Annotated in this window: 24 protein-coding genes; 9 read left to right on the top strand and 15 right to left on the bottom strand. The window is 61.0% G+C overall.

Features of this window, described 5'->3' with window-relative positions:
• Positions 1-11 precede the first annotated feature (11 nt).
• The 4 genes from M2396_RS04570 to M2396_RS04585 are packed head-to-tail and all read left to right on the top strand — an operon-like array spanning position 12 to position 4,046.
• Positions 12-485 (top strand): MarR family winged helix-turn-helix transcriptional regulator, encoded by a 474-nt coding sequence (locus tag M2396_RS04570; protein WP_259073420.1) that lies wholly within the window; start codon positions 12-14, stop codon positions 483-485.
• Positions 486-515: 30 nt separating this feature from the next.
• The gene (locus tag M2396_RS04575) at positions 516-1,709 is read left to right on the top strand and encodes an HlyD family efflux transporter periplasmic adaptor subunit (RefSeq protein ID WP_259073422.1); all 1,194 of its coding nucleotides are present in this window, start codon (positions 516-518) and stop codon (positions 1,707-1,709) included.
• Complete coding sequence (locus M2396_RS04580) at positions 1,706-3,241, top strand: DHA2 family efflux MFS transporter permease subunit (protein ID WP_150572569.1); 1,536 nt, start codon at positions 1,706-1,708, stop codon at positions 3,239-3,241. Before M2396_RS04575 ends, M2396_RS04580 begins: the two co-directional genes overlap by 4 nt.
• A gap of 58 nt (positions 3,242-3,299) precedes the next feature.
• Positions 3,300-4,046: an SDR family oxidoreductase gene (locus M2396_RS04585; protein ID WP_101319807.1), complete on the top strand. Its 747-nt coding sequence runs from the start codon at positions 3,300-3,302 to the stop codon at positions 4,044-4,046.
• A gap of 557 nt (positions 4,047-4,603) precedes the next feature.
• Here the strand turns inward: M2396_RS04585 and mapR are convergent.
• The 3 genes from mapR to M2396_RS04600 form a co-directional block, all read right to left on the bottom strand.
• On the bottom strand, positions 4,604-6,013 hold the full coding sequence (gene mapR, locus M2396_RS04590) for a GntR family transcriptional regulator MpaR (RefSeq protein WP_188036084.1): 1,410 nt from the start codon (positions 6,011-6,013) through the stop codon (positions 4,604-4,606).
• Positions 6,014-6,052: 39 nt separating this feature from the next.
• On the bottom strand, positions 6,053-7,462 hold the full coding sequence (ccoG, locus tag M2396_RS04595) for a cytochrome c oxidase accessory protein CcoG (protein WP_259073427.1): 1,410 nt from the start codon (positions 7,460-7,462) through the stop codon (positions 6,053-6,055).
• Between the two features lie 121 nt (positions 7,463-7,583).
• Positions 7,584-7,823 (bottom strand): DUF3203 family protein, encoded by a 240-nt coding sequence (locus M2396_RS04600; RefSeq protein ID WP_101319796.1) that lies wholly within the window; start codon positions 7,821-7,823, stop codon positions 7,584-7,586.
• A 127-nt stretch (positions 7,824-7,950) separates the two neighbouring features.
• Here M2396_RS04600 and M2396_RS04605 point away from each other — a divergent pair, with 127 nt between their 5' ends.
• A complete protein-coding gene (locus M2396_RS04605; protein ID WP_259073429.1) occupies positions 7,951-8,472 on the top strand; it encodes an MgtC/SapB family protein in 522 nt (173 codons plus the stop codon).
• 542 nt (positions 8,473-9,014) lie between these two features.
• On the opposite strand, the gene M2396_RS04610 is transcribed toward M2396_RS04605, so the two are convergent.
• Both M2396_RS04610 and M2396_RS04615 read right to left on the bottom strand, forming a co-directional pair.
• A complete protein-coding gene (locus tag M2396_RS04610; protein WP_259073432.1) occupies positions 9,015-9,914 on the bottom strand; it encodes a hydroxymethylglutaryl-CoA lyase in 900 nt (299 codons plus the stop codon).
• Positions 9,915-9,934: 20 nt separating this feature from the next.
• Complete coding sequence (locus M2396_RS04615) at positions 9,935-10,336, bottom strand: MerR family DNA-binding transcriptional regulator (protein ID WP_101319790.1); 402 nt, start codon at positions 10,334-10,336, stop codon at positions 9,935-9,937.
• A gap of 157 nt (positions 10,337-10,493) precedes the next feature.
• Between M2396_RS04615 and M2396_RS04620 the strand changes: the two genes are divergently transcribed.
• The 3 genes from M2396_RS04620 to M2396_RS04630 all read left to right on the top strand — a co-directional run bounded on the left by M2396_RS04620 (position 10,494) and on the right by M2396_RS04630 (position 12,851).
• Positions 10,494-11,375, top strand: coding sequence for a LysR substrate-binding domain-containing protein (locus tag M2396_RS04620; protein ID WP_150569121.1), 882 nt, complete (start codon positions 10,494-10,496; stop codon positions 11,373-11,375).
• Positions 11,376-11,483: 108 nt separating this feature from the next.
• Positions 11,484-12,368, top strand: a complete 885-nt coding sequence (locus M2396_RS04625; RefSeq protein WP_259073435.1) for a pirin family protein — start codon at positions 11,484-11,486, stop codon at positions 12,366-12,368.
• 216 nt (positions 12,369-12,584) lie between these two features.
• Positions 12,585-12,851, top strand: a complete 267-nt coding sequence (locus M2396_RS04630; RefSeq protein ID WP_101319784.1) for a DUF1652 domain-containing protein — start codon at positions 12,585-12,587, stop codon at positions 12,849-12,851.
• Between the two features lie 74 nt (positions 12,852-12,925).
• On the opposite strand, the gene M2396_RS04635 is transcribed toward M2396_RS04630, so the two are convergent.
• The 10 genes from M2396_RS04635 to M2396_RS04680 form a co-directional block, all read right to left on the bottom strand.
• Positions 12,926-13,762 (bottom strand): bifunctional allantoicase/(S)-ureidoglycine aminohydrolase, encoded by an 837-nt coding sequence (locus M2396_RS04635; RefSeq protein ID WP_101319782.1) that lies wholly within the window; start codon positions 13,760-13,762, stop codon positions 12,926-12,928.
• A gap of 133 nt (positions 13,763-13,895) precedes the next feature.
• A complete protein-coding gene (locus tag M2396_RS04640) occupies positions 13,896-15,260 on the bottom strand; it encodes an LLM class flavin-dependent oxidoreductase (protein WP_259073439.1) in 1,365 nt (454 codons plus the stop codon).
• Between the two features lie 18 nt (positions 15,261-15,278).
• Complete coding sequence (locus M2396_RS04645) at positions 15,279-16,259, bottom strand: aliphatic sulfonate ABC transporter substrate-binding protein (protein ID WP_150569124.1); 981 nt, start codon at positions 16,257-16,259, stop codon at positions 15,279-15,281.
• Positions 16,260-16,396: 137 nt separating this feature from the next.
• Complete coding sequence (locus M2396_RS04650) at positions 16,397-17,080, bottom strand: bifunctional 2-polyprenyl-6-hydroxyphenol methylase/3-demethylubiquinol 3-O-methyltransferase UbiG (protein WP_259073442.1); 684 nt, start codon at positions 17,078-17,080, stop codon at positions 16,397-16,399.
• Between the two features lie 68 nt (positions 17,081-17,148).
• Positions 17,149-17,406, bottom strand: a complete 258-nt coding sequence (locus M2396_RS04655) for a PAAR domain-containing protein (protein ID WP_150572562.1) — start codon at positions 17,404-17,406, stop codon at positions 17,149-17,151.
• The gene (locus tag M2396_RS04660) at positions 17,372-18,577 is read right to left on the bottom strand and encodes a DUF6708 domain-containing protein (RefSeq protein WP_259073445.1); all 1,206 of its coding nucleotides are present in this window, start codon (positions 18,575-18,577) and stop codon (positions 17,372-17,374) included. The genes M2396_RS04655 and M2396_RS04660 overlap by 35 nt, the downstream gene beginning before the upstream one ends.
• The gene (locus tag M2396_RS04665; protein WP_259073447.1) at positions 18,577-21,225 is read right to left on the bottom strand and encodes a T6SS effector BTH_I2691 family protein; all 2,649 of its coding nucleotides are present in this window, start codon (positions 21,223-21,225) and stop codon (positions 18,577-18,579) included. Before M2396_RS04665 ends, M2396_RS04660 begins: the two co-directional genes overlap by 1 nt.
• 10 nt (positions 21,226-21,235) lie before the next feature.
• Positions 21,236-22,123 carry a DUF4123 domain-containing protein gene (locus M2396_RS04670; protein ID WP_259073449.1) on the bottom strand — a complete coding sequence of 296 codons (888 nt, stop codon included), beginning with the start codon at positions 22,121-22,123 and terminating at the stop codon, positions 21,236-21,238.
• Positions 22,120-24,303, bottom strand: coding sequence for a type VI secretion system Vgr family protein (locus tag M2396_RS04675; protein ID WP_259073450.1), 2,184 nt, complete (start codon positions 24,301-24,303; stop codon positions 22,120-22,122). The genes M2396_RS04670 and M2396_RS04675 overlap by 4 nt, the downstream gene beginning before the upstream one ends.
• 198 nt (positions 24,304-24,501) lie before the next feature.
• Positions 24,502-25,383: a DMT family transporter gene (locus tag M2396_RS04680; RefSeq protein ID WP_259073452.1), complete on the bottom strand. Its 882-nt coding sequence runs from the start codon at positions 25,381-25,383 to the stop codon at positions 24,502-24,504.
• Positions 25,384-25,590: 207 nt separating this feature from the next.
• Here M2396_RS04680 and M2396_RS04685 point away from each other — a divergent pair, with 207 nt between their 5' ends.
• A complete protein-coding gene (locus M2396_RS04685) occupies positions 25,591-26,565 on the top strand; it encodes a quinone oxidoreductase (protein ID WP_259073454.1) in 975 nt (324 codons plus the stop codon).
• Positions 26,566-26,578: the final 13 nt, after the last annotated feature.

The following is a 26,578-nucleotide window of genomic DNA, read 5'->3' on the forward strand; positions in this document are numbered from 1 at the left end:
GGTGCAAGCCGATGTCGCATTTCAGTCCTGAAAACTTCCAGACCTGCACGATCGGCATGCTGCTTGGCCGAGCGGCGCTGCTCAAGGACCGCATTCTTGATGCGCATCTCGAGGGCGAAGGGGTTACGGCCGCGCAATTCAAGGTGCTGATCATCGTCACTCAGTACCAGGTCGACACCCCGGCCGAGCTGTGTCGCTATCTGGGCCTGGACAGCGGCTCGATGACGCGCATGCTCGACCGCCTCGAACACAAAGGGCTGATCCTGCGCAATCGCTGCCCGGACGACCGCCGTCAGGTGCGCCTGGCCCTGACCGCCGACGGTCAGCGCCTGGCAGATCGCGTGCCCGAAGTGGGCGCAGCGGCAATGAACGAACTGGTCGGCGTGCTCCAGCCTGAAGAATTGCAGACCCTCGAAGGCCTGTTGACCAAGGTCCTGCTCAATGCCGGCGACCCTCTGACGATCCGCCGCTTCGGCGATCGTTGATCCCTGTTACGAATTCCCCAAGGTACTGTCATGGCCACTCCTGCGGACACAACCCAATCTTCCCCGGCTCCCGAAAATTCGCGCAAGCGCAAGACCTGGCTGCTGGCCGTGCTCATGCTGGTGGTACTCGGTGGCGCTGCTGCCTGGGCCTGGTACAGCCTGGTCGGGCGCTGGCACGAGAGCACCGATGACGCCTACGTCAACGGCAACGTGGTGGAAATCACCCCGCTGGTGACCGGCACGGTTACCAGTATCGGCGCCGACGATGGCGATCTGGTGCAGGCCGGCCAGGTCTTGCTGCGATTCGATCCCGCCGACAGCGAGGTTGCCTTGCAGTCATCCGAGGCCAAGCTGGCGCGTACCGTGCGCCAGGTCCGCGGCTTGTACAGTAACGTCGACTCGCTCAAGGCACAGATGCAAAGCCGCGCTGCGGAATTGAAGAAAGCCCGCGATAACTACAACCGGCGCAAGGTCCTGGCCGACAGCGGGGCGATCTCCCGCGAAGAGATCTCCCATGCCCAGGATGACCTGAGTTCCGCACAAAGTGCCTTGGATAGCGCCCAGCAGCAGCTGAACACCAGTACTGCGCTGGTCGACGACACGCTGTTGGCCTCGCACCCGGAGGTGATGGCTGCCGCTGCCGATGTACGCCAAGCGTATCTGGATAACGCTCGCACTACCTTGGTTGCACCCGTTACAGGCTATGTTGCCAAACGCACCGTGCAGTTGGGCCAGCGCTTGCAACCGGGCACTGCGACCATGGCCGTGATCCCGCTGGATGAGGTGTGGATCGACGCCAACTTCAAGGAAACCCAGCTGCGCAATATGCGCATCGGCCAGCCGGTAGAGATCAGCGCCGATCTGTATGGCAGCGACATCAAGTACACCGGCACCATCGACAGCCTCGGCGCCGGTACCGGCAGCGCGTTTGCCTTGCTGCCTGCGCAAAATGCCACCGGCAACTGGATCAAGATCGTCCAGCGGGTGCCAGTGCGTGTGCACCTTAACCCCGAGCAACTGCGCGATCATCCGCTGCGCATCGGCTTGTCGACGGTGGTTGAAGTCGACCTGCATGATCAGACCGGCCCGACCCTGGCGCAACAGCCTCCGCAACAAGCCAGCTACAGCACCCAGGTGTATGAGCGCCAACTGGTCGACGCTGACCGGCTGATCGCACGCTTGATCCATGACAACAGCGCCGCAGGCAAGACGGCGCAGCGATGAACAACAACGGCGCTGCGCAGTTCACTCCGCCAAGCCTGCTGCTGACCACCATTGGTCTGTCGCTGGCGACGTTCATGCAGGTACTCGATACCACCATCGCCAACGTCGCCTTGCCGACCATTTCCGGCAACCTCGGTGTCAGTTACGAGCAGGGCACCTGGGTGATTACCTCGTTTGCGGTGAGCAACGCGATTGCCTTGCCGCTGACCGGCTGGCTAAGCCGGCGTTTCGGTGAGGTCAAGCTGTTCATCTGGGCGACGCTGTTGTTCGTGATGGCGTCATTTCTGTGCGGGATCGCCCAGTCGATGCCTGAGCTGGTTGGCTTTCGCGTGCTGCAAGGGGTGGTCGCCGGGCCGCTATACCCGATGACGCAGACCTTGCTGATTGCAGTGTATCCACCGGCCAAGCGGGGGATGGCGCTGGCGCTGCTGGCGATGGTGACGGTTGTTGCACCGATTGCCGGGCCGATCCTGGGCGGCTGGATTACTGACAGCTACAGCTGGCCGTGGATTTTCTTCATCAACGTTCCAATTGGCCTGTTCGCCGCTGCCGTGGTGCGCCAGCAGATGCGCACGCGACCGGTCGTGACCAGCCGGCAACCGATGGACTACATCGGTTTGATCACCTTGATCATTGGGGTGGGGGCGTTGCAGGTAGTGCTCGACAAGGGTAACGACCTGGACTGGTTCGAGTCGTCGTTCATCATCATGGGCAGCCTGATCTCGGTGGTGTTCCTGGCCATCTTCATCATCTGGGAGCTCACCGACCGCCACCCGGTGGTGAACCTGCGGCTGTTTGCCCATCGCAACTTTCGCGTCGGCACCATCGTGCTGGTTGGCGGCTACGCAGGCTTTTTCGGCATCAACTTGATCCTGCCGCAATGGCTGCAGACGCAGATGGGCTATACCGCCACCTGGGCCGGGCTGGCCGTGGCGCCGATTGGCTTGCTGCCGGTGATCATGTCGCCTTTCGTGGGCAAGTATGCGCACCGCTTCGACCTGCGGGTGCTGGCCGGCCTGGCATTTCTCGCGATCGGCGCCAGCTGTTACATGCGCGCCGGCTTCACCAGCGAGGTGGACTTCCAGCACATTGCCCTGGTGCAGCTGTTCATGGGCATCGGCGTGGCGCTGTTCTTCATGCCGACCTTGAGCATTCTGCTGTCTGACCTGCCACCGCAGCAGATCGCCGATGGCTCAGGCCTGGCGACATTCCTGCGGACCCTGGGCGGCAGCTTTGCGGCATCGCTGACAACCTGGATCTGGATTCGCCGGGCCGATCAGCATCACGCCTATTTGAGCGAGCACATCAGCCAGTACGATCCGGCCACTCGGCATACGCTTGAGCAACTGGGGGGCGCCAGCCCGCAGAGCTACGCGCAGCTTGAGCAGATCGTCAACAGCCAGGCCTACATGATGTCGACGGTGGACTACTTCACCCTGATGACCTGGGTATTCGCCGGCCTGATCCTGTTGGTATGGTTTGCCAAGCCGCCGTTTACGGCCAAGGCCGGGCCGGCCTCAGCGGGACATTAGTTGTCAACTCAGGCAAGCAAGCGTTAGCCTTGTGCCATCAGTCGCCCAGGGGCAATCGATGGACAAGGTTATCGTGATTACCGGCGCCAGCCGTGGCATCGGCGCTGCTTCAGCGCGGCTTGCCGCTGAGCAAGGCTATCGTATCTGCATCAATTATCATGCTGACGATCAGGCAGCCGAGCGCATCCTTGCCGAGGTCCGCGAGCGCGGTGCCGAAGCGATTGCCGTGCGTGCCGATGCCAGTGTCGAGGACGAGGTCATCCAGCTGTTCCAGCGCGTTGACCATGAGCTTGGGCCGGTAACGGCACTGGTCAACAACGCTGGTACCATCGGCCCGCAGAGCCGCCTGGAAGACATGTCCGAGTTCCGCCTGCTCAACCTGATGAAAACCAATGTGGTCGGGCCGATGCTGTGTGCCAAGCATGCTTTGCTGCGCATGGCCCGTCGGCACGGCGGCCAGGGTGGGGCGATCGTCAATGTGTCGTCGTTGGCGGCGCGCCTTGGTTCACCTGCGGAGTACGTTGATTACGCTGCGTCGAAAGGCGCGTTGGATACGTTCACCATTGGCTTGGCCAAAGAGGTGGCCGGCGAAGGCGTGCGCGTCAATGGGGTGCGGCCCGGTTATATCCACACCGGCTTTCATGCGCTCAGCGGTGATGCCGAGCGCGTGCACAAACTTGAGGCAGGGTTGCCGATGGGGCGGGGCGGCCAACCAGAGGAAGTCGCCGAGGCGATTCTCTGGCTGCTGTCGGATAAGGCGTCCTACTCGACCGGCAGCTTTATCGAACTAGGCGGCGGGCGCTAGCCGAAATCCCCGTCATTCAGGGCCGGCTTGCGATGGTGCTGACGCCGGCAACAGTTGACTGACGCGTTGGGCCAAGGTCTTAAGGTCAAAAGGTTTGAGCAGTATCTGCGAATTCATGCCTGTGCCGTTGTCGGTGCCTGTCGCGTCCAGCGTCTGCTCGAGCTGCTTTGGCTCACCGGAGGGCAAGACCTGGCCGTAGAACTCGACCCAGAATTCCGCCTGACGGGTGGCAACTGGCGAATAGTTCTGCCCAGTGGGTCGATCCCGGCATGGGTGAAGCAAGCTGTATTAGTCAGTACATGCCGATAGTCGCTCAGCGGGCCTGCCGGGCCGTCGAAGAATTCGATGATGCAACAGCCCATGTCCATGGTGTCGAAGACAAAGCGATAAAGACTTTGCTCGCTTCACTGGCGCTGCGCGAGTTGTGCTTCAAGGGCGTTGTTGCGTTGCTGCAAGGCGTCCAGTTGCTGGCGCAAGGCGCGCAGTTGAGGGTCGTGCATATTTGCATCCTGCGCTATATCTCACTGCGCAACTGTAGCTTGACTGGTCGGTCACCGCTAGAACGAGCGCACAATTCGCCCCAAGGTTTCCATGGCTTGCTCGGCGCTCGCATCCCATGGGCTGCCGTAGTTCAAGCGGATGCAATTGCCGAAGCGCCGGGTCGGCGAAAAGATCGGCCCAGGGGCAATACTGATGCCTTGTGCGGCAGCCATGTGAAACAGCTTCAGCGCATCCATTTGTTCTGGCAGCTCAAGCCACAGGAAATATCCACCAGAGGGCTGACTGACCCGCGTCTGCGCCGGGAAGTAGCGCGCAATCGCTGCCAGCATGCTCGCCTGCTGACCCTCCAGCGCATAACGAAGCTTGCGCAGGTGACGGTCATAGCCGCCGTGCTGCAGGTAATCGGCGATGGCCGCCTGCGCAGGCATGGATGCGCACAACGAGGTCATCAATTTGAGCCTCTCTACCTTCTGCGCAAAGCGCCCGGCCGCGACCCAACCAATGCGATACCCCGGCGCCAGGCTTTTGCTGAACGAGCCGCAGTGCATTACCAGGCCATCGGTGTCGAAGGCTTTGGCCGGTTTGGGCGCTTGCTGCGAGTAGTACAACTCAGCATATACGTCGTCTTCGATGAGCGGGACCTGATGGTGCCGCAGCAGTTCTACCAGTTCCTGCTTCTTGTGCTCAGGCATGCTCGCACCGACCGGGTTCTGAAAATTGGTCATGCACCACACCGCCTTGACCGGGTGCTTGTCCAGGGTCTGTGCAAGCACCCCAAGGTCCATCCCTTCACGCGGGTGCACGGGGATTTCCACAGCCTTGAGCTTGAGCCGCTCCAGTACCTGCAAGCACGCATAAAATGCCGGCGCTTCGATGGCCACCAGGTCGCCTGGCTCGGTGACTGCCTGCAAGCACAGGTTCAATGCCTCGAGCGCGCCATTGGTGATCAACAGCTCTTCCATCGGCAACATCAGCCCGGCGACCATGTAGCGCAGGGCGATTTGCCGGCGCAGTTGCGGGTTGCCGGGCGACAGGTCGGTGACCGCCATGCGCGGGTCCATCGCGCGGCTGGCGCTGGCCAATGAGCGCGACAGGCGTTGCAGTGGGAACAACGCAGGGCTGGGGAATGCCGAGCCAAACGCAACCGTATTGGGATCTTTGATCGAGTCGAGGATGGAAAATACCAGCCCGCTGACGTCAACCTCGGTTGACTCGCTGACTGGCGCCATGATCTGCGGCTCACTCATCTGCTGCGGCGCATGCGCATTGACGAAATAGCCTGAGCGCGGTCTGGCACGGATCAAACCTCGCCGCTCGAGCAGGTAGTAGGCCTGAAACACTGTCGACGGGCTGACCCCGTGGGTCTGGCTGGCGTAGCGCACAGAGGGCACCCGCTGGCCAGGGCCGAGTACCCCGGAGCGGATCAGTTCAGCAATGTCATCGGCAAAGCGTTCGTAGCGTTTCATGGGCGGTCGGCAGGCATGGTGATGGCTCAGTGTAAGGGATCAGCGGTTCAAGGGCGCGACGAAGCGGCTGCGCGCGCTGCTGCGAATGCTTGGCTCGTCGCTGTCCTGGATCTCGAAGGTCAGGTCCTGGGCGCTGCTGCTAGGCCGCTCTGCAAGCATCGCGACCGATACCGGCAGCTCGCCCATTTCGCCGGCGCGCAAGGTGAATTCGGTGCTGCCGTGCAGCTCGAAGCCGTCCGCATCCACCAGGCGCAGCTGGTAGCGCTGTGGCTGCTGGGTCTTGTTGATGACCTTGAGCAAGTAGATGTTCTCGATCTGGCCCAAGGCGTTTTCGCGGAACAAGCCGCGGTCCTTGATCACATCCAGCGACACCATCGACCGCTCCTGCAGGGCGAGCACCAGGGCGCCGATCATGACCACCAGCGCGGTTACATAGCCGAGCAGGCGTGGGCGCAGCCAGTGGGTGGAGCCGCCTTGCAAGGTGTGCTCGGACTTGTAGCCGATCAGCCCGCGCGGGTAGCCCATCTTGTCCATCACCCCGTCGCAGGCATCGATGCAAGCGGCGCAGCCGATGCAGGCCATCTGCAGGCCTTGGCGGATATCGATACCGGTCGGGCAGACCTGCACGCACAACGTGCAGTCGATGCAGTCGCCCAGCTGCTGCGCGCGCGGGTCGCTGCCTTTCTTGCGTGGGCCTCGCGCTTCGCCGCGACGCGGGTCATAGGCGACGGCCAGGGTGTCCTTGTCGAACATCACACCCTGAAAGCGCGCGTAGGGACACATGTGCATACACACGGCTTCGCGCAGAAAACCGGCATTGAGGTACGTGGCGCCGGTGAAAAACAGCACCCAGAACAGGGCAACACCCGTCAGCTGCAAACTCAGCAGCTCCTGCGCCAGGGGGCGGATAGGCGTGAAGTAGCCGACAAAAGTCAGCCCGGTAAAGACGGCAATGGCCAGCCACAGCGCGTGTTTCAAGCTCCGCCGGGCAATTTTGTTTACGCTCCATGGCGCCGCCGCCAGCTTGATGCGCTGATTGCGATCGCCTTCGCTGATTTTTTCGCACCACATGTACAACCAGGTCCAGGTGCTCTGCGGGCAGCTGTAACCGCACCAGACTCGGCCTGCGAAGACGGTGATGGCAAACAGGCCAAAGGCGCTGATGATCAGCAGCGCCGACAGCAGGATAAAGTCTTGCGGCCAGAAGGTGGTACCGAATACGTGAAACTTGCTGTCAGCAAGATCCCACAGCACTGCCTGGCGGCCATCCCAGTCCAGCCAGGCCGTACCAAAGAACAAGGCAAACAAGGCACCGGCAAAACCGATCCGAAGATTGCGGTAGATGCCGCTGAAGCTGCGCGTGTGAACGGCGCCGCCGCTGTAACCGCTGCCTCTTTGGGCTGCTGGGGGTGTTACCTCAATCACGTGGTACGGAATTTTATCGCTCATATCGCGCGGCTCATCAGGCTTCAACAGACCCGGGCACTATGGGCCGGTGACTGTTTGCAGCACAGACTCAGCTAAGGCGATAAAAACCGTATCAGTTATCTCGTGGGCCGCACCCAAACCCTTAGATTACCGAGCCAGGCTCACTTGCTTTCAGATGCCTGCGGCTATCTACCGCACCGATAACAGTGAGCGCGTCAGCCTCCGCTTCGGTGATCGGTATGCGCTCCCCGGCAAGCACAGCGACGGACATGCGCAGCTGCTCGTCAGTGACGATCTCGACTTCCGGGCCAGTGCCCTCGATCCGCAGCTTGTCGCTGATGAGCGTGCAGTGGCGGCTGTTCTGGTCAACTTCTATAGGCATGTCAGCGTCCTCTGGGTGGTTGCTATTAGTGACCGCACGGTTGCCCGGGTTGCTGCATTGGCTGATCGAACGGCACTTCGGCGTGGGCTGAGGGGTCAACCGTCAATACGGGCAGAGGAGGGTGTTGATGGAAAGCGGCTGGGAGAGGATTCTGGTTACTATCCAGACCGAGTTTGCCGATGTGACCAACGTCGAGGAGGTCACACGCATTCTGGTGCGTTTGCTGATGGCCGCGGTGTTGGGCGCCGTGCTGGGCTTTGAGCGTGAACACCGCGGCAAGTCTGCTGGCGTGCGTACGCACATGCTGGTCTCCGTGGGTGCAGCACTGTTCGTGCTGGCGCCGAGTATGGCCGGCGCAGATGCTCAGGCGCTGAGCCGGGTAATTCAGGGCATCGTTGCAGGTATCGGCTTTTTGGGTGCGGGTACCATTCTCAAAGGCAATGGCAAGGATCCCAGCCACGTCAAGGGGCTGACTACTGCGGCGGGCTTATGGATGACCGCAGCCATTGGGACGGCTGCCGGGATGGGGCGGGAGGCGACTGCGCTGATCAGTACGATCCTGGCGCTGCTGGTGCTGAACACCATGCCCAAGCTGGTAGACAAGGTCGAAGGAGGCAACGATCAGAAGCAGCGGGAAGAAGAGGGCTGATAGCACTGAGGGGAGCCGAAGCTCCCCTCAAATCGTTGCTGCCTGCTCTGTTGTTATTATTGAAGACGGGCCTTTTGTTGTTTTTGTAAGCCTGCCTCGGTGCTGCGAGCAACCCCCATGCGGGGTCAAGAGCAAACGTATTTTTTTGAGCGCTGACCTGCTTTCATCATGTTGATCCGACCGTGACTGTGGCTACCTGGAGGTAGTTTTGTTGTTCTGTGTCAGGCCGCGGGGTTAACCCCCAGGAAACCAGTTCTACTCCAAAAAAATCTGCTTGCTACGCCTCTGCCGTGTTGTTCTTGTTATGTCAGAGCCGTTACCTGTTGTTTTTATTGGGTGTCACGTTTTTGTTCTTGTTATGCCAGAGATATAGCAGGTGGCGTGCCAACTTTTTAAATCCATTTAAAATCAAGGGCTTGGCTATTTTCTGCATCTTTTCACTGCGGGAAATTCTGTCGAATTGTTTCCCTGTTACCCGAATTTCCGCTGCGCAACGTGGGGGCGGTAACACCAGGCCCACACATTGATGACATTAGCGTGACTCATTGTGCGCTACGGGCCCGCGCGACACGCGAGCCTGTCGGTCGCCCCAGCACCTGGCTGATGCGCTGGCCGACGGCGATCAGCCGGTCGAGGTCTATGCCGGTTTCGATCCCCAACCCCTGCAGCAGGTACAGCACATCTTCAGTGGCGATGTTGCCGGTAGCGCCCTTGGCATAAGGGCAGCCGCCAAGCCCGGCGACCGAGCTGTCAAACACCTGGATACCTTCCAGCAGGCTCGCGTAGACGTTGGTCAGGGCCTGGCCATAGGTGTCATGGAAGTGCCCGGCCAGTTGTGCACGCGGCACCTGCGCCGAGACCACTTCAAATAATCTGCGTGTGTCACCGGCAGTGCCGGTACCGAGGGTGTCGCCCAGCGATACCTCATAGCAGCCCATGTCATGTAGCGCCTTGGCGACCGGAGCAACCTGCTCGGCGCTGACCCTGCCTTCATAAGGACAACCAAGCACACACGACACGTACCCGCGCACCCGCACACCATGGCTGCGCGCTGCTTCCATGATCGGTTCGAAGCGCTGCAGGCTGTCACTGATCGAGCAGTTGATATTGCGCTGTGAGAACGCCTCGGTAGCAGCGGCGAATACAGCTACCTCTTTGACACCCGCAGCAACCGCGTCTTCAAAACCACGCAGGTTCGGCGCCAGCGCTGCGTAGGTGACCGCAGGAAGCTGCTTGATCGCGCTGAATACTTCGGCCGAGCCGGCCATCTGTGGGACCCACTTGGGCGAGACGAAACTGCCCACCTCGATGTAGGACAAACCGGCCTCGCTCAGGTCATCGACCAGGCGCACCTTGTCGGCGACGCTGATCGGCTGGGCTTCGTTCTGCAGGCCGTCGCGCGGGCCGACTTCAACCAGGCGAACGTGTGTTGGCAATGACATGGCAGGGTTCCTGTGGCGATTCAGCACGTGCTGTCGGAAGGTTTGGGCGTGGCGGCAAGCGCTTGCTCGCAACGCTCCTGAGCGGTATCCAGTTCAAGGTGCATCTGCTCAATATCGAGCATCTGCTGCTCCAGCTGAGCGCGCCGCTCGGCAATTTTCACCAGCATGCTGTTGAGCTGCTTGAAGTTGCCGCCGCTCGGGTCATAGAGCTCGATCAGCTCGCGGCACTCGGCCAGGGAAAAGCCGATGCGCTTGCCGCGCAGAATCAGCTTGAGCGTGACTTTGTCGCGGGCACTGTAGATGCGCTCCAGCCCGCGCCGCTCAGGGCTGATCAGGCCTTGCTCTTCATAGAAGCGGATGGCCCGAGTAGTGATGTCCAACTCACGGGACAGGTCGGAGATGCTGTAGGTCTGGGTGCTCATGCTTGGGCTCGGAAGATTTATCGCACTAAGCTACTGGGAGCTTTACGTTTACGTCAAGGCATCCTGGGCTTATCCGCCCTTGGCGGAGCACGTGGGTGGTTCAGCGCTGGCAGGCATGCTAAAAGTCAGACTGATCATTTATAAATTGAATCCTCTGATGTCTATCAGCGTTAAATCGAATAGGGCGTTGTTCGATCTCGACTTGTTGCGGGCGATCGTTGTGGTGGCCGATTGCGGCAGCTTCACAACTGCCGCAGCCCGCTTGCACTCGACTCAATCGACCATCAGTCAAAAAGTCAGGCGGCTGGAAGAAATGGTCGGCCATCGCCTGCTGGTGCGGGGCAATCGTGATGTGTTGCCTACCGATGCCGGGCAGACCTTGCTTGGCTATGCCAGGCACATGCTGGCGCTCAACGATCAGATGCTCGAAGCCCTGGCCGGCGCGATGGTCGGCACTACGGTGCGGCTTGGGGTGCCGGAGGATTTCGTCGGCGGGCGCACGACCAATGCGCTGTCTGACTTCAGCCGGCGCCATCCGCAGGTCAAACTCGAGGTGACCAGCGGGCTTTGTCGCGACCTTAGCCAAGCCTACGACAATGGTGAGCTGGACCTGGTGCTGCTCAAACAGCGGCGCAACAGCCGCGAAGGGGTGGCCTGCTGGCCCGAGCGCCTGCAGTGGATCGATAGTGCGCGGCTGCCGGCGTTCGAACTCGATCCAATTCCTCTTGTGACCTTCCCCCCGCGTGGGCTGTACCGCGATGACATGATCAACGCCATCGAAGGCATGGGCCGGCGCTGGCGCATCAGCTTCACCAGCTCCAGCCTGAGCGGGATTCAAGCGGCGGTTGCCGATGGTATGGGTGTGAGCCTGCTGCCGCCGCGTGCTGCGACGGCTGAACACCGCGTACTGGGTAGCGAGCACGGTTTGCCGGAGGTCGACAGCTACGAGATTGTCATAGTGCACAGGCCAACTGCCGAGCAGATGGTGCGCTCGTTGGCGCAGGTGCTGACAGAGCTTCTGATGGTCCATGCCATCTGACAGGCACGCAGATTGTCCTGTCAGCGAGACAATCAGTGCTGTTTACACCGTCTACTGCTCGATTATCACCGCAGGTAAGCTTGTACCCAGTCAAAAAGGAGACCTCTCATGAAAGACATTCTGGGCGTTCATCAAGCCCCTGCCGGGCACTGGGTGGGCGATGGTTTTCCGGTGCGCAGCCTGTTTACTTATGACCAACTGGCTCGGCATATCAGTCCGTTTCTGCTGCTGGACTACGCCGGCCCGCACGATTTTGCGCCCACCACCGCTCGGCGCGGCGTTGGCGAACACCCGCACCGCGGCTTTGAGACCGTGACCATCGTCTACCAGGGCGAAGTCGAGCATCGCGACTCCACGGGCGCCGGCGGTTTGATCGGGCCGGGGGATGTGCAGTGGATGACCGCTGCCGATGGCATCATCCATGAAGAATTCCATTCGCCAGCGTTTGCCCGCAGCGGCGGAGCACTGGAGATGGTGCAGCTGTGGGTCAATCTGCCGGCGCGGGACAAGCGTGCCCCGGCGGGTTACCAGACACTGCTGGCAGCGAATATTCCGGTTGTGCCGCTGGCAGACCAGTGCGGCAGCCTGCGAGTCATTGCCGGCGAGTTCGAGGGCGCCGCGGGCCCGGCGCGCACATTCACCGCGATGGATGTCTGGGATGTCCGCCTCAACGCCGGCGCAACGCTGCAACTGCCGGTCGCCACTGGGCGCAACGCCGCCATAGTCGTGCTGCGCGGCAGCGTAACGGTCAATGGTAACCGCGTAGCCGGCCCGGCCAGTTTGGTGCTGCTTGACCGAGCCGGCGCGGGGGTCCACCTCGAGGCGCAGGCGGGTGCCGTCCTGCTGCTGCTCAGCGGTGAACCGATCGACGAGCCAATCGTTGGCTACGGGCCTTTTGTGATGAATAGCCAGGCGCAGATTGCCGAGGCGTTGGATGACTTTCAAGCGGGTCGATTTGGACGTATGGGTGGTAGGCATGGCCCCGCCCACTGAGCGGCAGGCATAGGCGGACCGCCCGTCGCGCGAGGGCGATGGCAGATCGAACGGTCGTCATGGCTCGGCGATCTTCCACTAAGGTGCTAGTGGGTGGCTGGGCAGTGGGTGTTCTGGCGAATGGACCGCCGCTTGTAATTGAGCAACCTCAGCTGACGCCTCGCCCTTTACGGTGCACTCAAAGACAACAGGCCATCCCATGAAGAGGGTCGTACCATGTCGTTGATAGGTGTTTCAATGTTGGAAATGCGGCAAATCATCGAACAGGCCTGCCTGCCTGATCGGTGCGAGGTCAGTTGCCCTGATGGTGCCAGCCTGACCATCCGGCTGGGCGAGGGCCAAAGCTTGAAGCACTGCGTAACCCTGACTGATGTGCCGATCGACAGCCTTAACAGTTGCCGCGATCTGGTGGGTTTGGTTGCAGAGCTGCGCGCTCAGCAACGTCAGGCACAGCAGCCGGTTGCAGCCAAGCGGATCGCCTGACAGCGAGTCGTCGATGTGTGCTGCGGCGCCGATCGCGGCAAAGGGCCGCAGCTAAGCGGCCCCGTTGTGCTGACTCAGCGCTGCGGATTGAGTGTCAGGTGCACATGACGGTTGACATCCTTGTACAGCAGGTAGCTGAACGGACCCGGGCCGCCGGCATAGCAAGCTTGCGGGCAGAACGCGCGCAGCCACATGAAATCGCCAGCTTCAACTTCAACCCAATCCTGATTCAGGCGATACACGGCTTTGCCTTCCAACACGTAAAGACCGTGCTCCATCACATGCGTCTCGGCGAACGGAATCACGCCGCCGGGCTGGAAGGTGACGATGTTGACGTGCATGTCATGGCGCATATCGGCCATGTCGACAAAGCGCGTTGTGACCCAGCCACCGTTGGTGCCCGGCATCTCGATCTTGGTCGCATTGTCGCGGTGGGTGACGAACGCTTCTGGAATATCCAGGCCTTCGACGCGCTGGTAATGCTTGCGCAGCCAATGGAAAGTGACGTTGGCCTTGCTGTGGTTACGCAGGCTCCACTCGGCGCCTGGTGGAATGAACGCATAGCCGCCAGGCGCCAGGGTGTGATGCTTGCCCTGCAGGGTGATGTCGATTTCACCCTCGACCACGAACAATACCGCTTCGGCGTTCGGGTCCAGCTCTGGACGCTCACTGCCGCCTTCCGGAGCGACTTCAACGATGTACTGCGAGAAGGTCTCGGCAAAGCCGCTCAGAGGGCGAGCGATAACCCACATGCGCATCTTGTCCCAGAACGGCAGGTGGCTGGTGACGATGTCACGCATCACGCCTTTGGGGATAACGGCATAGGCTTCGGTGAACATGGCACGGTCAGTCAGCAGCTCGGTTTGAGCGGGGTGCCCACCGTGAGGGGCGAAGTAGGAATGATTCGACATGGACAGTCTCGACTTGTTGTTCTCTCCCCGTGCCGGAAACCGCACCGGCCGGTGCGCCGCAGGGGATGCACGGACAGGATAGGGTCCGTGCACAGCCATCCACAAATTAAATGTTGAAATACCCGCTATTCGATTACTGAATGCTCACCTTGCGCCCCGCGTGGTTCTCGGGCAAGCGATCACCTTGACCGAACAGCTTGTGGCGCAGGGTGCCTTCCGCGTAGGCCTCAGGGTAGCGGCCGCGCCGTTGTAGCTCTGGAATCAGCAGCTCGACGACATTGCTCAAATCATCCGGTTGTACGGCGTAAGTGAGGTTGAAACCATCGACACCGGTCTGGTCGAGCCAGCGCTCCAGTTGGTCGGCAACCTCGCTGGCGGAGCCGATCAAGACTGGGCCGCGGCCGCCAAGGCCGATGAATTCGGCGGCTTCGCGCACCGTCCACTGCCGGCTTGGGTCGGCCGCGGTAAAGGCGGCCAGGGCTGCGCGGCCAGCATCATTCTCGACATATTCAATTAGCGCATCCGGATCGAGGCCGGCGAAGTCGATGCCGGTCCAGCCGGACAGCAGCGCCAGCGCGGCGTCAAGATCCACATAACTGCGGTATTCGGCAAAGCGCGCATGCGCCTGCTCACGGCTGTCCGCGACGATCAACAGCGCCTGCGCGTAAATCAGCACCTCGTCAGGGTCGCGTCCCGCCGCGGCGCTGGCCTGGCGCACGCCGTCGGCATAGCGGCGCAGCACCGTCGGCGTCGGTCCGCTGATGAATACGCACTCGGCGTGCTCCGCAGCGAAGGCCTGACCGCGCGCGGAGGCGCCGGCCTGGAACAGCACAGGCGTGCGCTGCGGCGAAGGTTGGCACAGGTGCATCCCGGGGACCTGGAAATGCTCGCCGTGATGGCCAATCGGATGGACCCGCGAGGGTTCAATGTAGCGGCCCGATTCGCGATCCAGCAATACGGCATCGTCATCCCAGCTTTTTTCCCAGAGCTTGTACAGCACCTGCAGGTATTCATCGGCCAGGTCGTAGCGCTGGTCATGGCCCAACTGCCGAGCCAGGCCAAGATTGCGTGCAGCGCTGTCCAGGTAGCCGGTGACGATATTCCAGCCGACCCGGCCATTACTCAAGTGGTCCAGGGTCGACATGCGGCGGGCGAACGGGTACGGGTGCTCGTAGGTCAGCGAGAAGGTCACGCCGAAGCCCAGATGCTCGGTAACCCCGGCCATGGCCGGGACCAGCAGCAGGGGATCGTTGACCGGGACCTGCACGCCCCCACGCAGGGCCGCTTCGGGCCCGCCTTGGTAGACGTCGTAGATGCCCATGACATCGGCAATGAACAGCGCGTCGAACAGGCCACGTTCAAGCAGACGAGCGAGGTCAGTCCAGTAATCTAGCCGGTTGAACGCCACGCTGGTATTGCGCGGATGGCGCCATAGCCCGGGGGACTGATGACTGGCGGCGTTCATGCTGAAGGCGTTGAAGCGAATCGGGCGGGGCATGCGAAGCGTTCCTTGGCGTCAGGGCAGGACGGCGGTCGGGTACACCGCGTCAGCCACGGTCAACTTGTGTGGGATCAGACCCAGGCCCTGGAAGGTGTCGGCCAGTTTTTGCTGTTCGGCAACGATTGCCGGGGTAATCGGCACGGCGTTGTAATTGCGTCGCTCGCTGGCTACTTCCAGCACCTCAGCCTTGATCCCTAGTTGCGGTGCCAGCAGGCTGGCAACTTCCGCAGGCTTGGCATTGGCCCACTGGCTGACTTTGGCCAGCTCGCTGAAGAAGGTCTTCAGCCATTCGCGGTGCTGGTCGGCAAAGCTCGCGGTGGAGAGATAGAAGGTCCGGTTGTTGGTCAGGCCGCTACCGTCGCGCAGGTTTTTCAAGCCCGGTTGCTGCTCGGCTGCTGCCAGGAACGGGTCCCACAGCGTCGAAGCCTGCACGCTACCCGACTGTAGGGCGGCGACGGCATCGGCGGCGTTGTTGACGTATGCCGGGGTAATGTCCTGATAGCTCAAGCCAGCTTGCTGCAACGCCACGGCCAGCAGGTATTGGGCATTCCAGCCGCGGCCAGTGGCAACTCGCTTGCCCTTGAGCTCCTGCACGCTGGTGATGTGATCCTGTTCGCGTACCACCAGGCCAATCCCGCGCGGGTAGGGCTGTTCAGCCGCCAGATAGACCACAGGCTTGCCAGCGGCCTGGGCGAACACCGACGGTGCATCAGCGGCGTGACCCAGGTCGATCGCACCGGTGCTCAGCGCTTCTAGCAGTTGCGGGCCGGCGGCGAATTCGTGCCAGCTGACTTTCACGCCCTGTGCAGCGAGCGCCTTTTCCAAGGCGCCCGTGCCCTTAAGGATGTTTACGCTGTTGAATTTCTGGTAGCCGATGCGCAAGGTCTTGGCATCGTCGGCTATGGCTTGTGACCAAGGCAGTATGGAGCTGACGACACTGGCCAGCAGGCCGCCGACCAATAGGCGGCGAAGAGGAGAAAAGGCACGGTTGGACAAGGCGGGTGCTCCTGAGCGAAGGCTGGAATGTGGGCTCCAGCGTAAGGGAGGCGGCTCAGGGCTTTCAATTTTTTTATTCCATTTGGTTAGATTGTTTTGTTATTTTTATATCCTTTTGTGTTTACGGGGTTTCAGCGTTATTCCTTGTGTTTCAGCTCTGCGACCAGCAGTAGCGATTGCGGCACGGGGCTTTGTGGATGCTGCGGTTCCTGCAGTTGGAGGAGGGTTAGTCCGGCCATATCCAACGCCGCGAGCCAGCTTGTCAACGTGCGCATGTACCACGGCATTGGCTTCCAATCACCCTCGAACCCAGCGAAGGATTCTTCACGCCAGCCATCTTGATAATCACCATTGGCGGCGCTCCACGGGTGTAGCGACTGGATCACCACCACGCCGCCCGGAGCCAGTAAGGTGGTCATCGCGCTCAGCAGCGGGATGATGTCCTGATGAAGCAGTGCGAAGTTGGCGCAAATCGCGTCGTAGCATTTGCCGAGTCCCACATCGCCGCTGGCGAGTTGTTCGTAGCTGCAGTGGTGGACGGGTGCTGAGCCGGCTGCGCGTGCTGCCTCGACCAGGGTTGAGTCGCCATCCACGCCTACGGCTTCGATACCCCGAGCAGTGAGGGCGCGCAACAGCCATCCCTCACCGCAGCCGAGGTCGAGAACCCGCTGTGGCTGGCGTGACAGGATGGCCAGCAGGATCGCTTGATCGGTGACCTGGCGGCGGCTTTCGATACTGCCACTGCGCACGGCTTCGATCCAGGCGTGGGCGTTGTCATGCCAGCTTTGCTGGAGGCGGGTTTCAGGGGCAGGGGAGGACATGGCTGGCTCCGGCAGTGACAGATAGGTACAAGCTTAGGCGGTGCACTGGGCCCAGTGACATCGATACTTCAGCCGACCAGCCAGCCGCTGTCGCCCTCGATCAGCGTGCCGCCATGGTCAGTGGTGTCCCCAAGTCGGGCCACGGCCTTGCCTGCGATGGCGTAACTTGGCGAGCCGCTTTCAATGACGGCGCCGCAGCTTATGCGGTCGCCAACACAAGCAACCTCGCGCCCGCCGACCCTTGTCGCAGAAGTGCCCGAGACCACTTCGCCGATGCCGTGAATTGGGCAGTCATGTTTGTGGCCGATCAGCACAATGGGTTTCATCGGTGAAGGACTCCTTGGCTGTAGTGGACTGGTTGCCGGGCTTGGCTCGTCTACGGGTAGCGCGTGGTTTTTTCGCCGGCCGCTGGCCCGGGCGTATGGCCCACAGATGGGCGTTCGCACGCAGGCGCTCCTGGATATGAGGCGGCCTGTCGGCCAAAGTGGTTAGCGGCGGGATGGGTTTGCCGGGCAATCCTGCTTCGCGGATGATTTTTGGCCACCGAGGTTTCCAGCACAGCAGCAGGCTTAGCCAGTGGCCCAAACCGAGAATGAGGAAGGCGGGCGAAATAAGAATGAGGCCTAACTTGATGATCCGCGACGAATTCCAGAAGTAGTGGGTAAGGCCCTCGAACTGCGGAGTGAATGCCTGCCATGGCCAAGGGAAGTGTGAAGTGATGCGTGGGCGGGGTAGGCCCTCGGGGCCTTCGTCCATGAATCGGCGGATGAATTCCCATTCGGCTTGAATTTCAGATTGACTGTTTCCTGCCTTGCCGACCCATGCGCACTCTGGGTAATGGCTCAGAGTAAACGCTGTAGGCCAGTGAAGGAATAGAGGTAATCCGATACCTCCTGCTATTGAAGAGCTACTATTCGCCCCTGAACTACATACCCCAATCCATGGTAATGTCACTAGTCCGCCGCAGTAGCTGGGACGGTGTAAATATACCTGCTGACTCCTGCGGTTGAAGCGTATAAGCAGTTGGCGTGATGTGAATATTTCCAGTCTAGATACTGGGAGGCCGAGTTTTAGATAGCCTAGCGCCAGGCATGCACTAACAAGACCAAGGTAAGTGCTCAGCACAAGTGCGCCGATATCTACCGTGCTGCCATTGGTTGGGTGGCGATACGGTACTGCCCAGGCGAAGAATGCTGCTCCTGTGAAGCCGATGCAGATAACGAAAATAATTGCTAGCGAAACGATAGTAATAAGGCCCCGTTTTTCCTGCCACATACCACATCGCATCTCCAATATATCCTGATTGAATGCGTAAGTTGGGCCTCGTGTATCAGGCGTCGGGCTTGCGCTCAAGCGCGCTGCTGTCAGCGCCTCGATCTCATCGCTTTCGTACGCCGGGATGTTCAAGGAATTAATTTTGGTAGGTGGTTTTTTGCTGGACTCCTTGGTGTTGAGCTTTATGACGGACTGCCAATAACCCCATTCAAAAAAGAACATTAAAGAATCTCCGAAATAGAATTGGCTAATGCGGCAAGTTCTTCATGATCTAGTTCATAGCGTTCGCTGCCGCTGCTTCGGCTAAAACAGCACCTGTCGCACCACTTTTCAAAAGCGTTCTCATCGATAATTAGGATGGCTAGCGTTATGATGATCGCGATCGCGCCGCCGATCCAACTCATTCGGTTTAGTATTAGTAAAAGTTGTCGATTGCCTGCCAAGATATTGGACCATGAAGCAAAAATCCTTGCAGATCCGCTCAGGTTTTTACTCTGCAGACTTTGAGCTAGCCATTGGAAGTAGGCGCCTGCTTTGGAGAACGCGATTCCTCCCTGCCCGCTGATAAGGGACAAGGTCGCGATTGCCCTCGCAGAGTAAGCGCCGACTAACAGTCGTTTTTTGGAATCGCGTGTAGGCCCGTTAATCGCAGCCATACTGACTGCATCGCTTACATCCCAGACGATGCTCACTATTCCTCCTACGCTGGCCATTGCGGCTCCCCAGACTCGATACCGCCCTAGGCTTATATTAGCTCCCCTCGCTAAGGCCCCCCTCCGGTCAAGAGATGCCAGTGCTTGCTCTGTCCCAACTGCCAACAACTCCATCCCCGCTGCCGCGCTCGTCAACGCCCCCGCAGCCACCTCGCTCCAGAACCGTCGATCCTTATCTTCTCGCCTGCCTTGCAGCAGCAACAGACTCGCTTCCAGCAACAGCAGCGCGCTGCTGACCCGCAGGCGGTAGAAGCTGTTGCTGTGCGCACCGTTCAGGCTGTCGACATAGGCCTGATCAAGCCGGCGCATGATCGGTGCGGCAACGCGGCCCGGGGAGGGGGTGTGACCGGCTTGGGCGTGTTCGGCCATGCGCAGGTTGAGTGCTTGCTCACCCAGCGAAGCAGTAAGGAGAGTTACCAGACGCCGATGCAGTGCTCGGTCTACAGCGTTGGGCGCACCGGCGCTCAGGGCTTCACGCCCTAAATGACCAATCCAGGCCAGTGCGCCAGCAGTATTGACGTGGCCATGTTGGGCTAACCGCTCCAAATGGCTGTCGATTGCGCTGAATTGGGCCGCCAGTGCCTTGGCTTGTTGCAGTGCGGTTTCCAGTTTTTGCCAGTCGTCCGCTGGCCCGTGGAGAATGCGCATATCGCTTTGGGTCTTTGCCAGTACCTCGGCAACCGATTTCTGATTGAACACATAAGCGCGCATGGCCAAGTTACTCGCTTCAACTTCGCCGCTCTGCCACCAGCGGCTGAGCAATTGCGCGCCTTTGACGGTGCCTTCCATACCCAGCACGCAGAGGCCGGTCTGGTGTGCAAAGCACAGACCGCTGGTGAGGTCTTCCTGGTCATAGAGATCCAGTGCTGCAAGCAGTCGCGGATGCTGCAGCCACATCAGGTGGTCGCCTGCCCGGGCATCAGCCTGGCGTTGCGCTTCGCGGCTGACGGTCTCGAACCAGCCCAGCTGAACGTGCATGGCGGGCAGATCGACCCTTGGCAAGTAGCGCTCTTCGAAAGCCTTGGCAAACTCGCCAGTGGCAGCACGCGCTTCGAGATCCTTGCGCTTGAACTGTGCATCAACTTCAAGAATGCCTTCGCGTGTGTGCGCCCACCATTCGCGGGTTGGACCGGGCGGCAGGCTTTGTTCGCCATCTGTCAGGTACTCACGCAGACTCTGCGTGTGGCGGCTCAGCAGCGCGCCGACCTTGCGCTCACTGAACTCGGCGTGCAGTTGAGTGAACGCTTGTGCCACCAGCACCTTGCGCTCGTTGCTGATCCCCGGCTGCTCTGGTTCAGCGCCGGGGGTGGTGGTTTCCAGCCAGCCTTTGAGGTGTTCCAGGCCCGCGTTGCGCCAGGCATTGAGATCCTGGGTAATGCCGATCGCGTCTTCCACCACGATGGCGATACCTCGCGGCGTATCGCTGTTCGGCTTTGGCTTGAGCATCTGCCGAGAGGCCACCAGCGACATGATCTTCGGCGTCGAAGACAGCTGTGCGTCAAGCATCTTGCGCAGGTCTGGATCGTTCTCTGCGGCGAAATCGGCCACTAGGTCGAGTTGACCGTAAGTCAGCACATGGGATTCAGGGACTGAGCAGGAGGGGACGGCATACTTGGCCACGTTCACAGCCGGCACGCTGGAAGCCTGGTGGAACAGGCGCATCAGCGTAGCTCTGCTCAGTGGGTCAGGGCTGTAGAACAGCCGCAGCCCGATCAGGTCATCGACATCGTGGATAGTCAGAGCCCATGCCAGGTTGCGCATCACGTCCTGCGCCGTCAGCGAGGCCGGCGGGGCTTGCCAGGGGTCATCGAAGCTGGTGATGGCCAGTGAGCCATCTGCCGAAATGCGGAACGGGTCAAGAAATAACAACCTGTTGCCGATTCGGCGAGCTTCCATGACGTAAAGGAATCCTTCACGCAGTGGCCGTATCGCGTAGGCAGCCTGAGTCAATGCGCCAGCCTGATGCGCGTGATGCAGGTTGTCTGGCAATTGCGGCAGGCGCTCGCGTAAGGCGGAGTTGCCGCCGACGGCAGCGTAGCGCAGTGGCAGAATGGTGAAGCTGCGGGTGCAGCTGACTGCAGGGCCTGCGGCTAACGGTACGCTGAGGGCCTCGCAGGCAGCCCGATTAATAGCGAAGAGCTTGTCCATGCTGATCATGGTGGTGTCCTTATCGAGGCTGGCAGGAGAGGGGCGCTTGCAGGGCGTCTGCCAGCGGGCGTTTGAGCTCGCTTGCTTCGGCAACGGCCTGCGTCCATGCGGCCGACTCAGCCAGCGCATCGCCGTTGAGGGTCATCATGGTCACGTAGCTGATCAGGTCCTGCTGGCGGCTCAGGCCAGCTTTGCGAGCTGCACTCAAATGCGCGCGAGCAATGCCTAGGCGAATGGTATGGCATTGGCCGGTCATGCCCGCAGCTGCCATCGCTGTGCCGATGGCGTCGGCCAAGGTGTATTCCAGCGGGTCGCCGGTCAGCGCCTGCCAGCACGCGGAGTCCAGCTCGAAGGCGTTGCCTTGGCTGATCGGCGCGCGATCCTCTCCCTCGAGGCATACCCAGCGCTCGCGACCTGGGTCAGGTACCGGTAGCCATATTTTATGGATAGGCGCGAGCCACTCGCGTACCGCCGGCAAGTCGCGCCGTGCATGCAGAGCCTGGAGACTGCGTGCGATGTGCCAACGCAGCAGGAAGCTATTGCCATCAGGCGCGACCGTGCGATTGGCCTGGCTCAGGTGCACGAGCAGTTCTGGCGGCGGCATCGCACTGACGATCCACGCGCAGATGCCCTCTTTGCCGTAGTGTTCGACATCCCAGTAGTTGCCCCACTGACCGTCCAGGCCATAGTCGGGCGCTGGAGTGATCAACCGTGGTCCAAGCGCCTGCAGGTTGGCGAATTCGGGCTGCTGAAGTAATGGCAGCGCGTATTCCTTGATACGGCGCAGCAGTTCGCTGCGATCTCGCTCGCTCAAGCGGCTTATCTCGACGATGCCAGTCAGGCGGTAACGCGGGTTGCGCAGTACTTCGACGATCTCGTTTCCAAGATTGGTGGCCGTTGTGGTCATGCGTTGACCCCTTCGAGGCGGACAACACTGCGCCCCTCTTGAATCGCTTTGAGCAGGCAACTCAGGCAGACAGGCTCACCCGGCTCAGGCTTGCCGCTGATGCTGAAGGCGTAGGAACTCCCCTCAGGTGCTTGACCGATAGGGCCTTTGAAATTTATCGCGACACCGTCGAGGGTTATCCCGGAAGCATCCAGGCGTAACGTACCGCCCGGCGATTTGATCGAGAAGCTGCCAGCGACCTCGATCTCGAAGTCCTGGGTCTGGTAGCGAATCGCTTGGCCGGCTTTCAGGTCGACGTGGCCAGCGACCTGTTGTTCGAGGTGCCCGCCGATATCGACGGTGTGGTTGGCAGTTGTGGTGTCGCGGCGGTGGTTGCCGACCTGCTCGGTGCGGTCCTGAGCGATCGTGATGCTGTGGTGACGGCCGATTTCGAGGACGTCATCGCGACCAGTCTGATGCTGACGATCCTGGCCAATCGACACCTTTTCATCATTGCCGATCGACTCTGTGCGGTCATGGCCGACGTTGAGGGTTTCATCACGCTCGACTTGCTCGGCGCGATCATTGCCGACTTGAGTGGTTTCGTTGTGCCGGACCACGTTGTTCTGGTCTTTCTGGGCGTGAATGAACACCTCTTGTCGGTCCAGCTCATCCTCGAAGCGCAGCTCATTGAAGCCTTGCCCTTTGTGGGTCTGGCTTTTGATGGTCATACGGGTTTTGTGCTGCGGCAAATCATAGGGCGGCAGCTGGTTGGCGCAGTAGGTGCGGCCGGTAATCAATGGCTGATCGGGATCGGCATTGACGTATTGAACGATCACTTCCTGGCCGATTCGCGGTATGGCCATCGACCCCCAACTACCGCCTGCCCAGCCCTGGGCGACGCGGATCCAGCACGAGCTGAACTGGTTGTCCTTGCTTTCTCGGTCCCACGGAAAGCTGACCTTGACCCGCCCCCACTGGTCGCAATAAATCTCTTCCTCGGGCGGCCCGACCACCGTCGCCATGTGCGGCCCGTCAATCCGCGGCCTGGCCAACAATGCGGGCTTCCAGTCGATGCGGCCCGGTACCAGCTCAGCATGCTGGACATAGTGTGTGCCCTGGTCGGCATCCGCCGCCTCTTCCTGCAGACTGGTGAACTGGCTGCCGACGTGACGCACGCTGATCACCCGCCAGTGGGCGTTGAAGTCCTCACGGGGATGATCGATCAGATTGAAGCTCAGCCCAGGTTGCAGACGAACATCGTCGCCTTCCACTTCAGCCAGGCGCACCGCGTGGCGGCGTGCGGTCAGCCGCGTCTGGGTGAACGGCTTGCCAACCACATCAAGGTTATAGCGGCCGGGATAGTCGAAGCGTTCGTACTTGTTGCAGGGCAGCTTCCACTGGCTGGCAACCACCCCGTGTTGTTGGCGGTAGGCTGGCCGCAGGAAGGTATAGTCGCGCTGCTGCTGGTGAGTGGTTGCCACCTGCTCGCAATAGCGAAGCCTGCGCAGGCAAGGGCCGGCGGGATCGCCGCCACTGTTGGAGTGATACAGCACGCTGAGCGGATCGGCAGTGTCATCATCGGCATAGCTGCGTAGATCGTCTGCGGGCTTGATGACGCTTCTGTTGATCTGCCCGAGGCTCATCACCCGGTCGGTCACGCGCAGGGTATGGGCAGTAGCGCTGTGGTCAAAGCTGTAGATGTAGCCTTCTTCTGCAGCCAGACGTGCAATGAAGTCGAGGTCGGTTTCGCCGGCTTGCACGCAAAACTCGCGGACCTGATGGTCGCACGTGGTGCTGAATTCGATCTGGGTCAGGCCTTGGCGCTTGAACATGACCTCGAGGATCTGCGCTGCGCTCTGCTGCTGGAAGATTCGCCAGTTGGAGCGCAGGCGTGCGCGTGCCAGTTGTGGTTCGATGACGGCTTGATAGCGGGTGCGATAGAAACCACTTTCGCCCTGGCTGAGGCTGCTGATCAAACCATGCACGTAGCGTACTGGCTGCTGGTCGCGGCAAATGGTGAACAGCGCTGGCTTGTCAATCAGCTCGGCGAAATCGACATCAGCTCGGTAGCTGATCAGCTCCAGCGTGAGCTTGAAAGGCGTACTGAGGGTTTCTTCGAGGGTGAACGACACCACTTCGAACGGCGTGCGGCTGGCCAGAGGCTCGAAGCGGAAGCTCAGGTCGGATTGGCTGGGCATGGGACGTCCTTTTCAGCGTCTGCAAGCGTCGCCGATAGGGCCGATGAGTTGCCGACGGGGCTGGGGCGGGCCGCTGTTTTCACGGCTTTGATTGCCTGCCAACCATACCGGGGTAGGGCTTTTGAGGGACCTATCCGGCTTCTGAGAAGGGCGTAGGAAAATTCGCTATCGAGGGTGAAAGGCTACCCGGCTGGCTACCTAGGCCCGACGCGTCGGCAGCAACGCCAACGCAACCCCACCGAGCACCACCAGCGAAGTCAGGCCCAAGCGCCAGGTCAGTGGCTCGCCGAGCAACAACACCCCACCAAGCGCTGCCAGCACCGGCACACTCAACTGCATGGTCGCCGCCTGCTGCGAGCTGATGCACCTGACCACGCTATACCAGAGGCTGTAACCGGCACCGGAGGCCAGCACGCCGGATCCGAGCGCATACAGCACGCCTTCGCCGCTCCAGTGCAGCGATGCGCCGCTCAGCGCCATTGCCACAACAGCGCCAAGCACCAGCGGCAAGCTGCGCAGGAAGTTGCCTGCAGTTGCCGCCAGCGGATCGGCTGACCCTTTGCCCAGCAGTGAATACGCGCCCCATGCAATGCCTGCGGTAAGCATGACCAACGCGCTGGCAAGCGGCGGTGCGTCGGTGCCGGGTAACAGCAATGCAAGCAGTCCGGCGAAGGCAATCAACATCCCTAGCAGCACCTTGCGCTGCAGCAGTTCGCCTCGACACATGCCGAAAGCGTACATGCTGATCTGTACTGCCCCGAACAGAATCAGCGCGCCGGTGCCTGCACCCAGTTGCAGGTAGGCGAGCGAGAACAGCCAGGCATAGGCGAACAGGGCCAGTCCTCCGGTCCAGCTGCCTGCCGGATTGCGAGGCCGCCGAGTGCAGTACACCAATGCGGCGAGCACTAGCGCGCCACTGCCGAGCCGGATCGCCGTGAAGGCGGTGGCATCAATGGCGCCGTCGCGCAGGGCCAGACGGCAGAATACCGAGTTGGCGGCAAACGCCAGCAAACTCAGAAGAATGGGCAGCAGCAGCGATCGGGGGGTTACCGGCACGCTGAACGTGGTCTTGTCGTGCATAAGCAACAGTTGCCTGAACGGCTTGGCGAGCAAGCCTGCGTCGGGTGGTCGTGGACGTAGTCTTGCCGGGCTTGGGCTGGACCGCAACGGTACTTTCGAGATGTATTGCTTCGTGAGGTGCACGAATCATCTGTGCCAGGCCTGATTGCTCGACGGCAGATGGATATCTAAGCTGCAACGGCATTCCACCAACCAGAGAAATTGGCCATGTCCGCACGAATCGTTCTGACCGACACCGGCACCACAGATGTACTGCAACTGGAGACTGTGCAACCGCAGCAGCCGGGGCCGGGTCAGGTCTGGCTTGAACAGACCGCCATCGGCGTCAACCCGCTCGACCTGCTGCAACGCAAAGGTGCTGCGCCGCTGGTGCTGCCAAGTGGCTTGGGGCTGGAGGGTGCAGGGCGGGTGACGGCTGTGGGCGAGGGCGTCGCCTCATTGCAGGTTGGCGATCGGGTTGCCTATGCCACCGGCCCGATTGGCAGCTACGCCAGTGGCCGCTTGTACCCGGCCGAGCGTCTGGTCAAGTTGCCGGCCTCGGTCAGTGATGAACAGGCCGCCGCAGTGTTGTTCAAGGGCATCACCGCACAGTACTTGATCAAGACTACCTATTCAGTAGGTCCCGGCACTCAGCTACTGGTCTACGGTGCTGGTGGCGCGGTGGGCCAGTTGCTGGTGGCGTGGGCCAGGCACTTGGGGGCGACGGTGATTGGTGTTGTGTCCCGGCCTGAAAGTGTCGGTCGCGCACAGGAGGCAGGCTGCGCGCACGTGCTGGTATTTGATGCGGCGAGCTTGGCCGCCCAAGTCAAGGAACTGACTGCGGGGCAGGGCGTGGATGTGGTGTATGACAGCATCGGTAAAGTGTCGCTGCAGGCCTCACTGGACAGCCTGCGAACGCGCGGGCTGCTGGTGTCGTTCGGGGCGACCTCGGGTGCCCCTGCGCCCATCGAGGTGAGCACGCTCAATGCCAAGGGCTCGCTGTACCTGACACGGCCATCGCTGGCCGCCCATACTCAGACTGCCGAGGAATATCAGCAGCGCGCGGCAGACGTGCTGGACGCTGTCAGCCAAGGTATCATCCTGCCGCGTATCTGGCGCCGCTACCCGCTGGCTGATGTTGCCCAGGCTCATGCGGACCTGGAGCAGGGCCGTTCCGAGGGGGCGCTGATACTGATCCCTTGACCTTGTTTGAGAG

The organism is Pseudomonas sp. BIGb0278 (genome assembly GCF_024809895.1).
GTDB classification, from domain to species: domain Bacteria; phylum Pseudomonadota; class Gammaproteobacteria; order Pseudomonadales; family Pseudomonadaceae; genus Aquipseudomonas; species Aquipseudomonas shirazensis.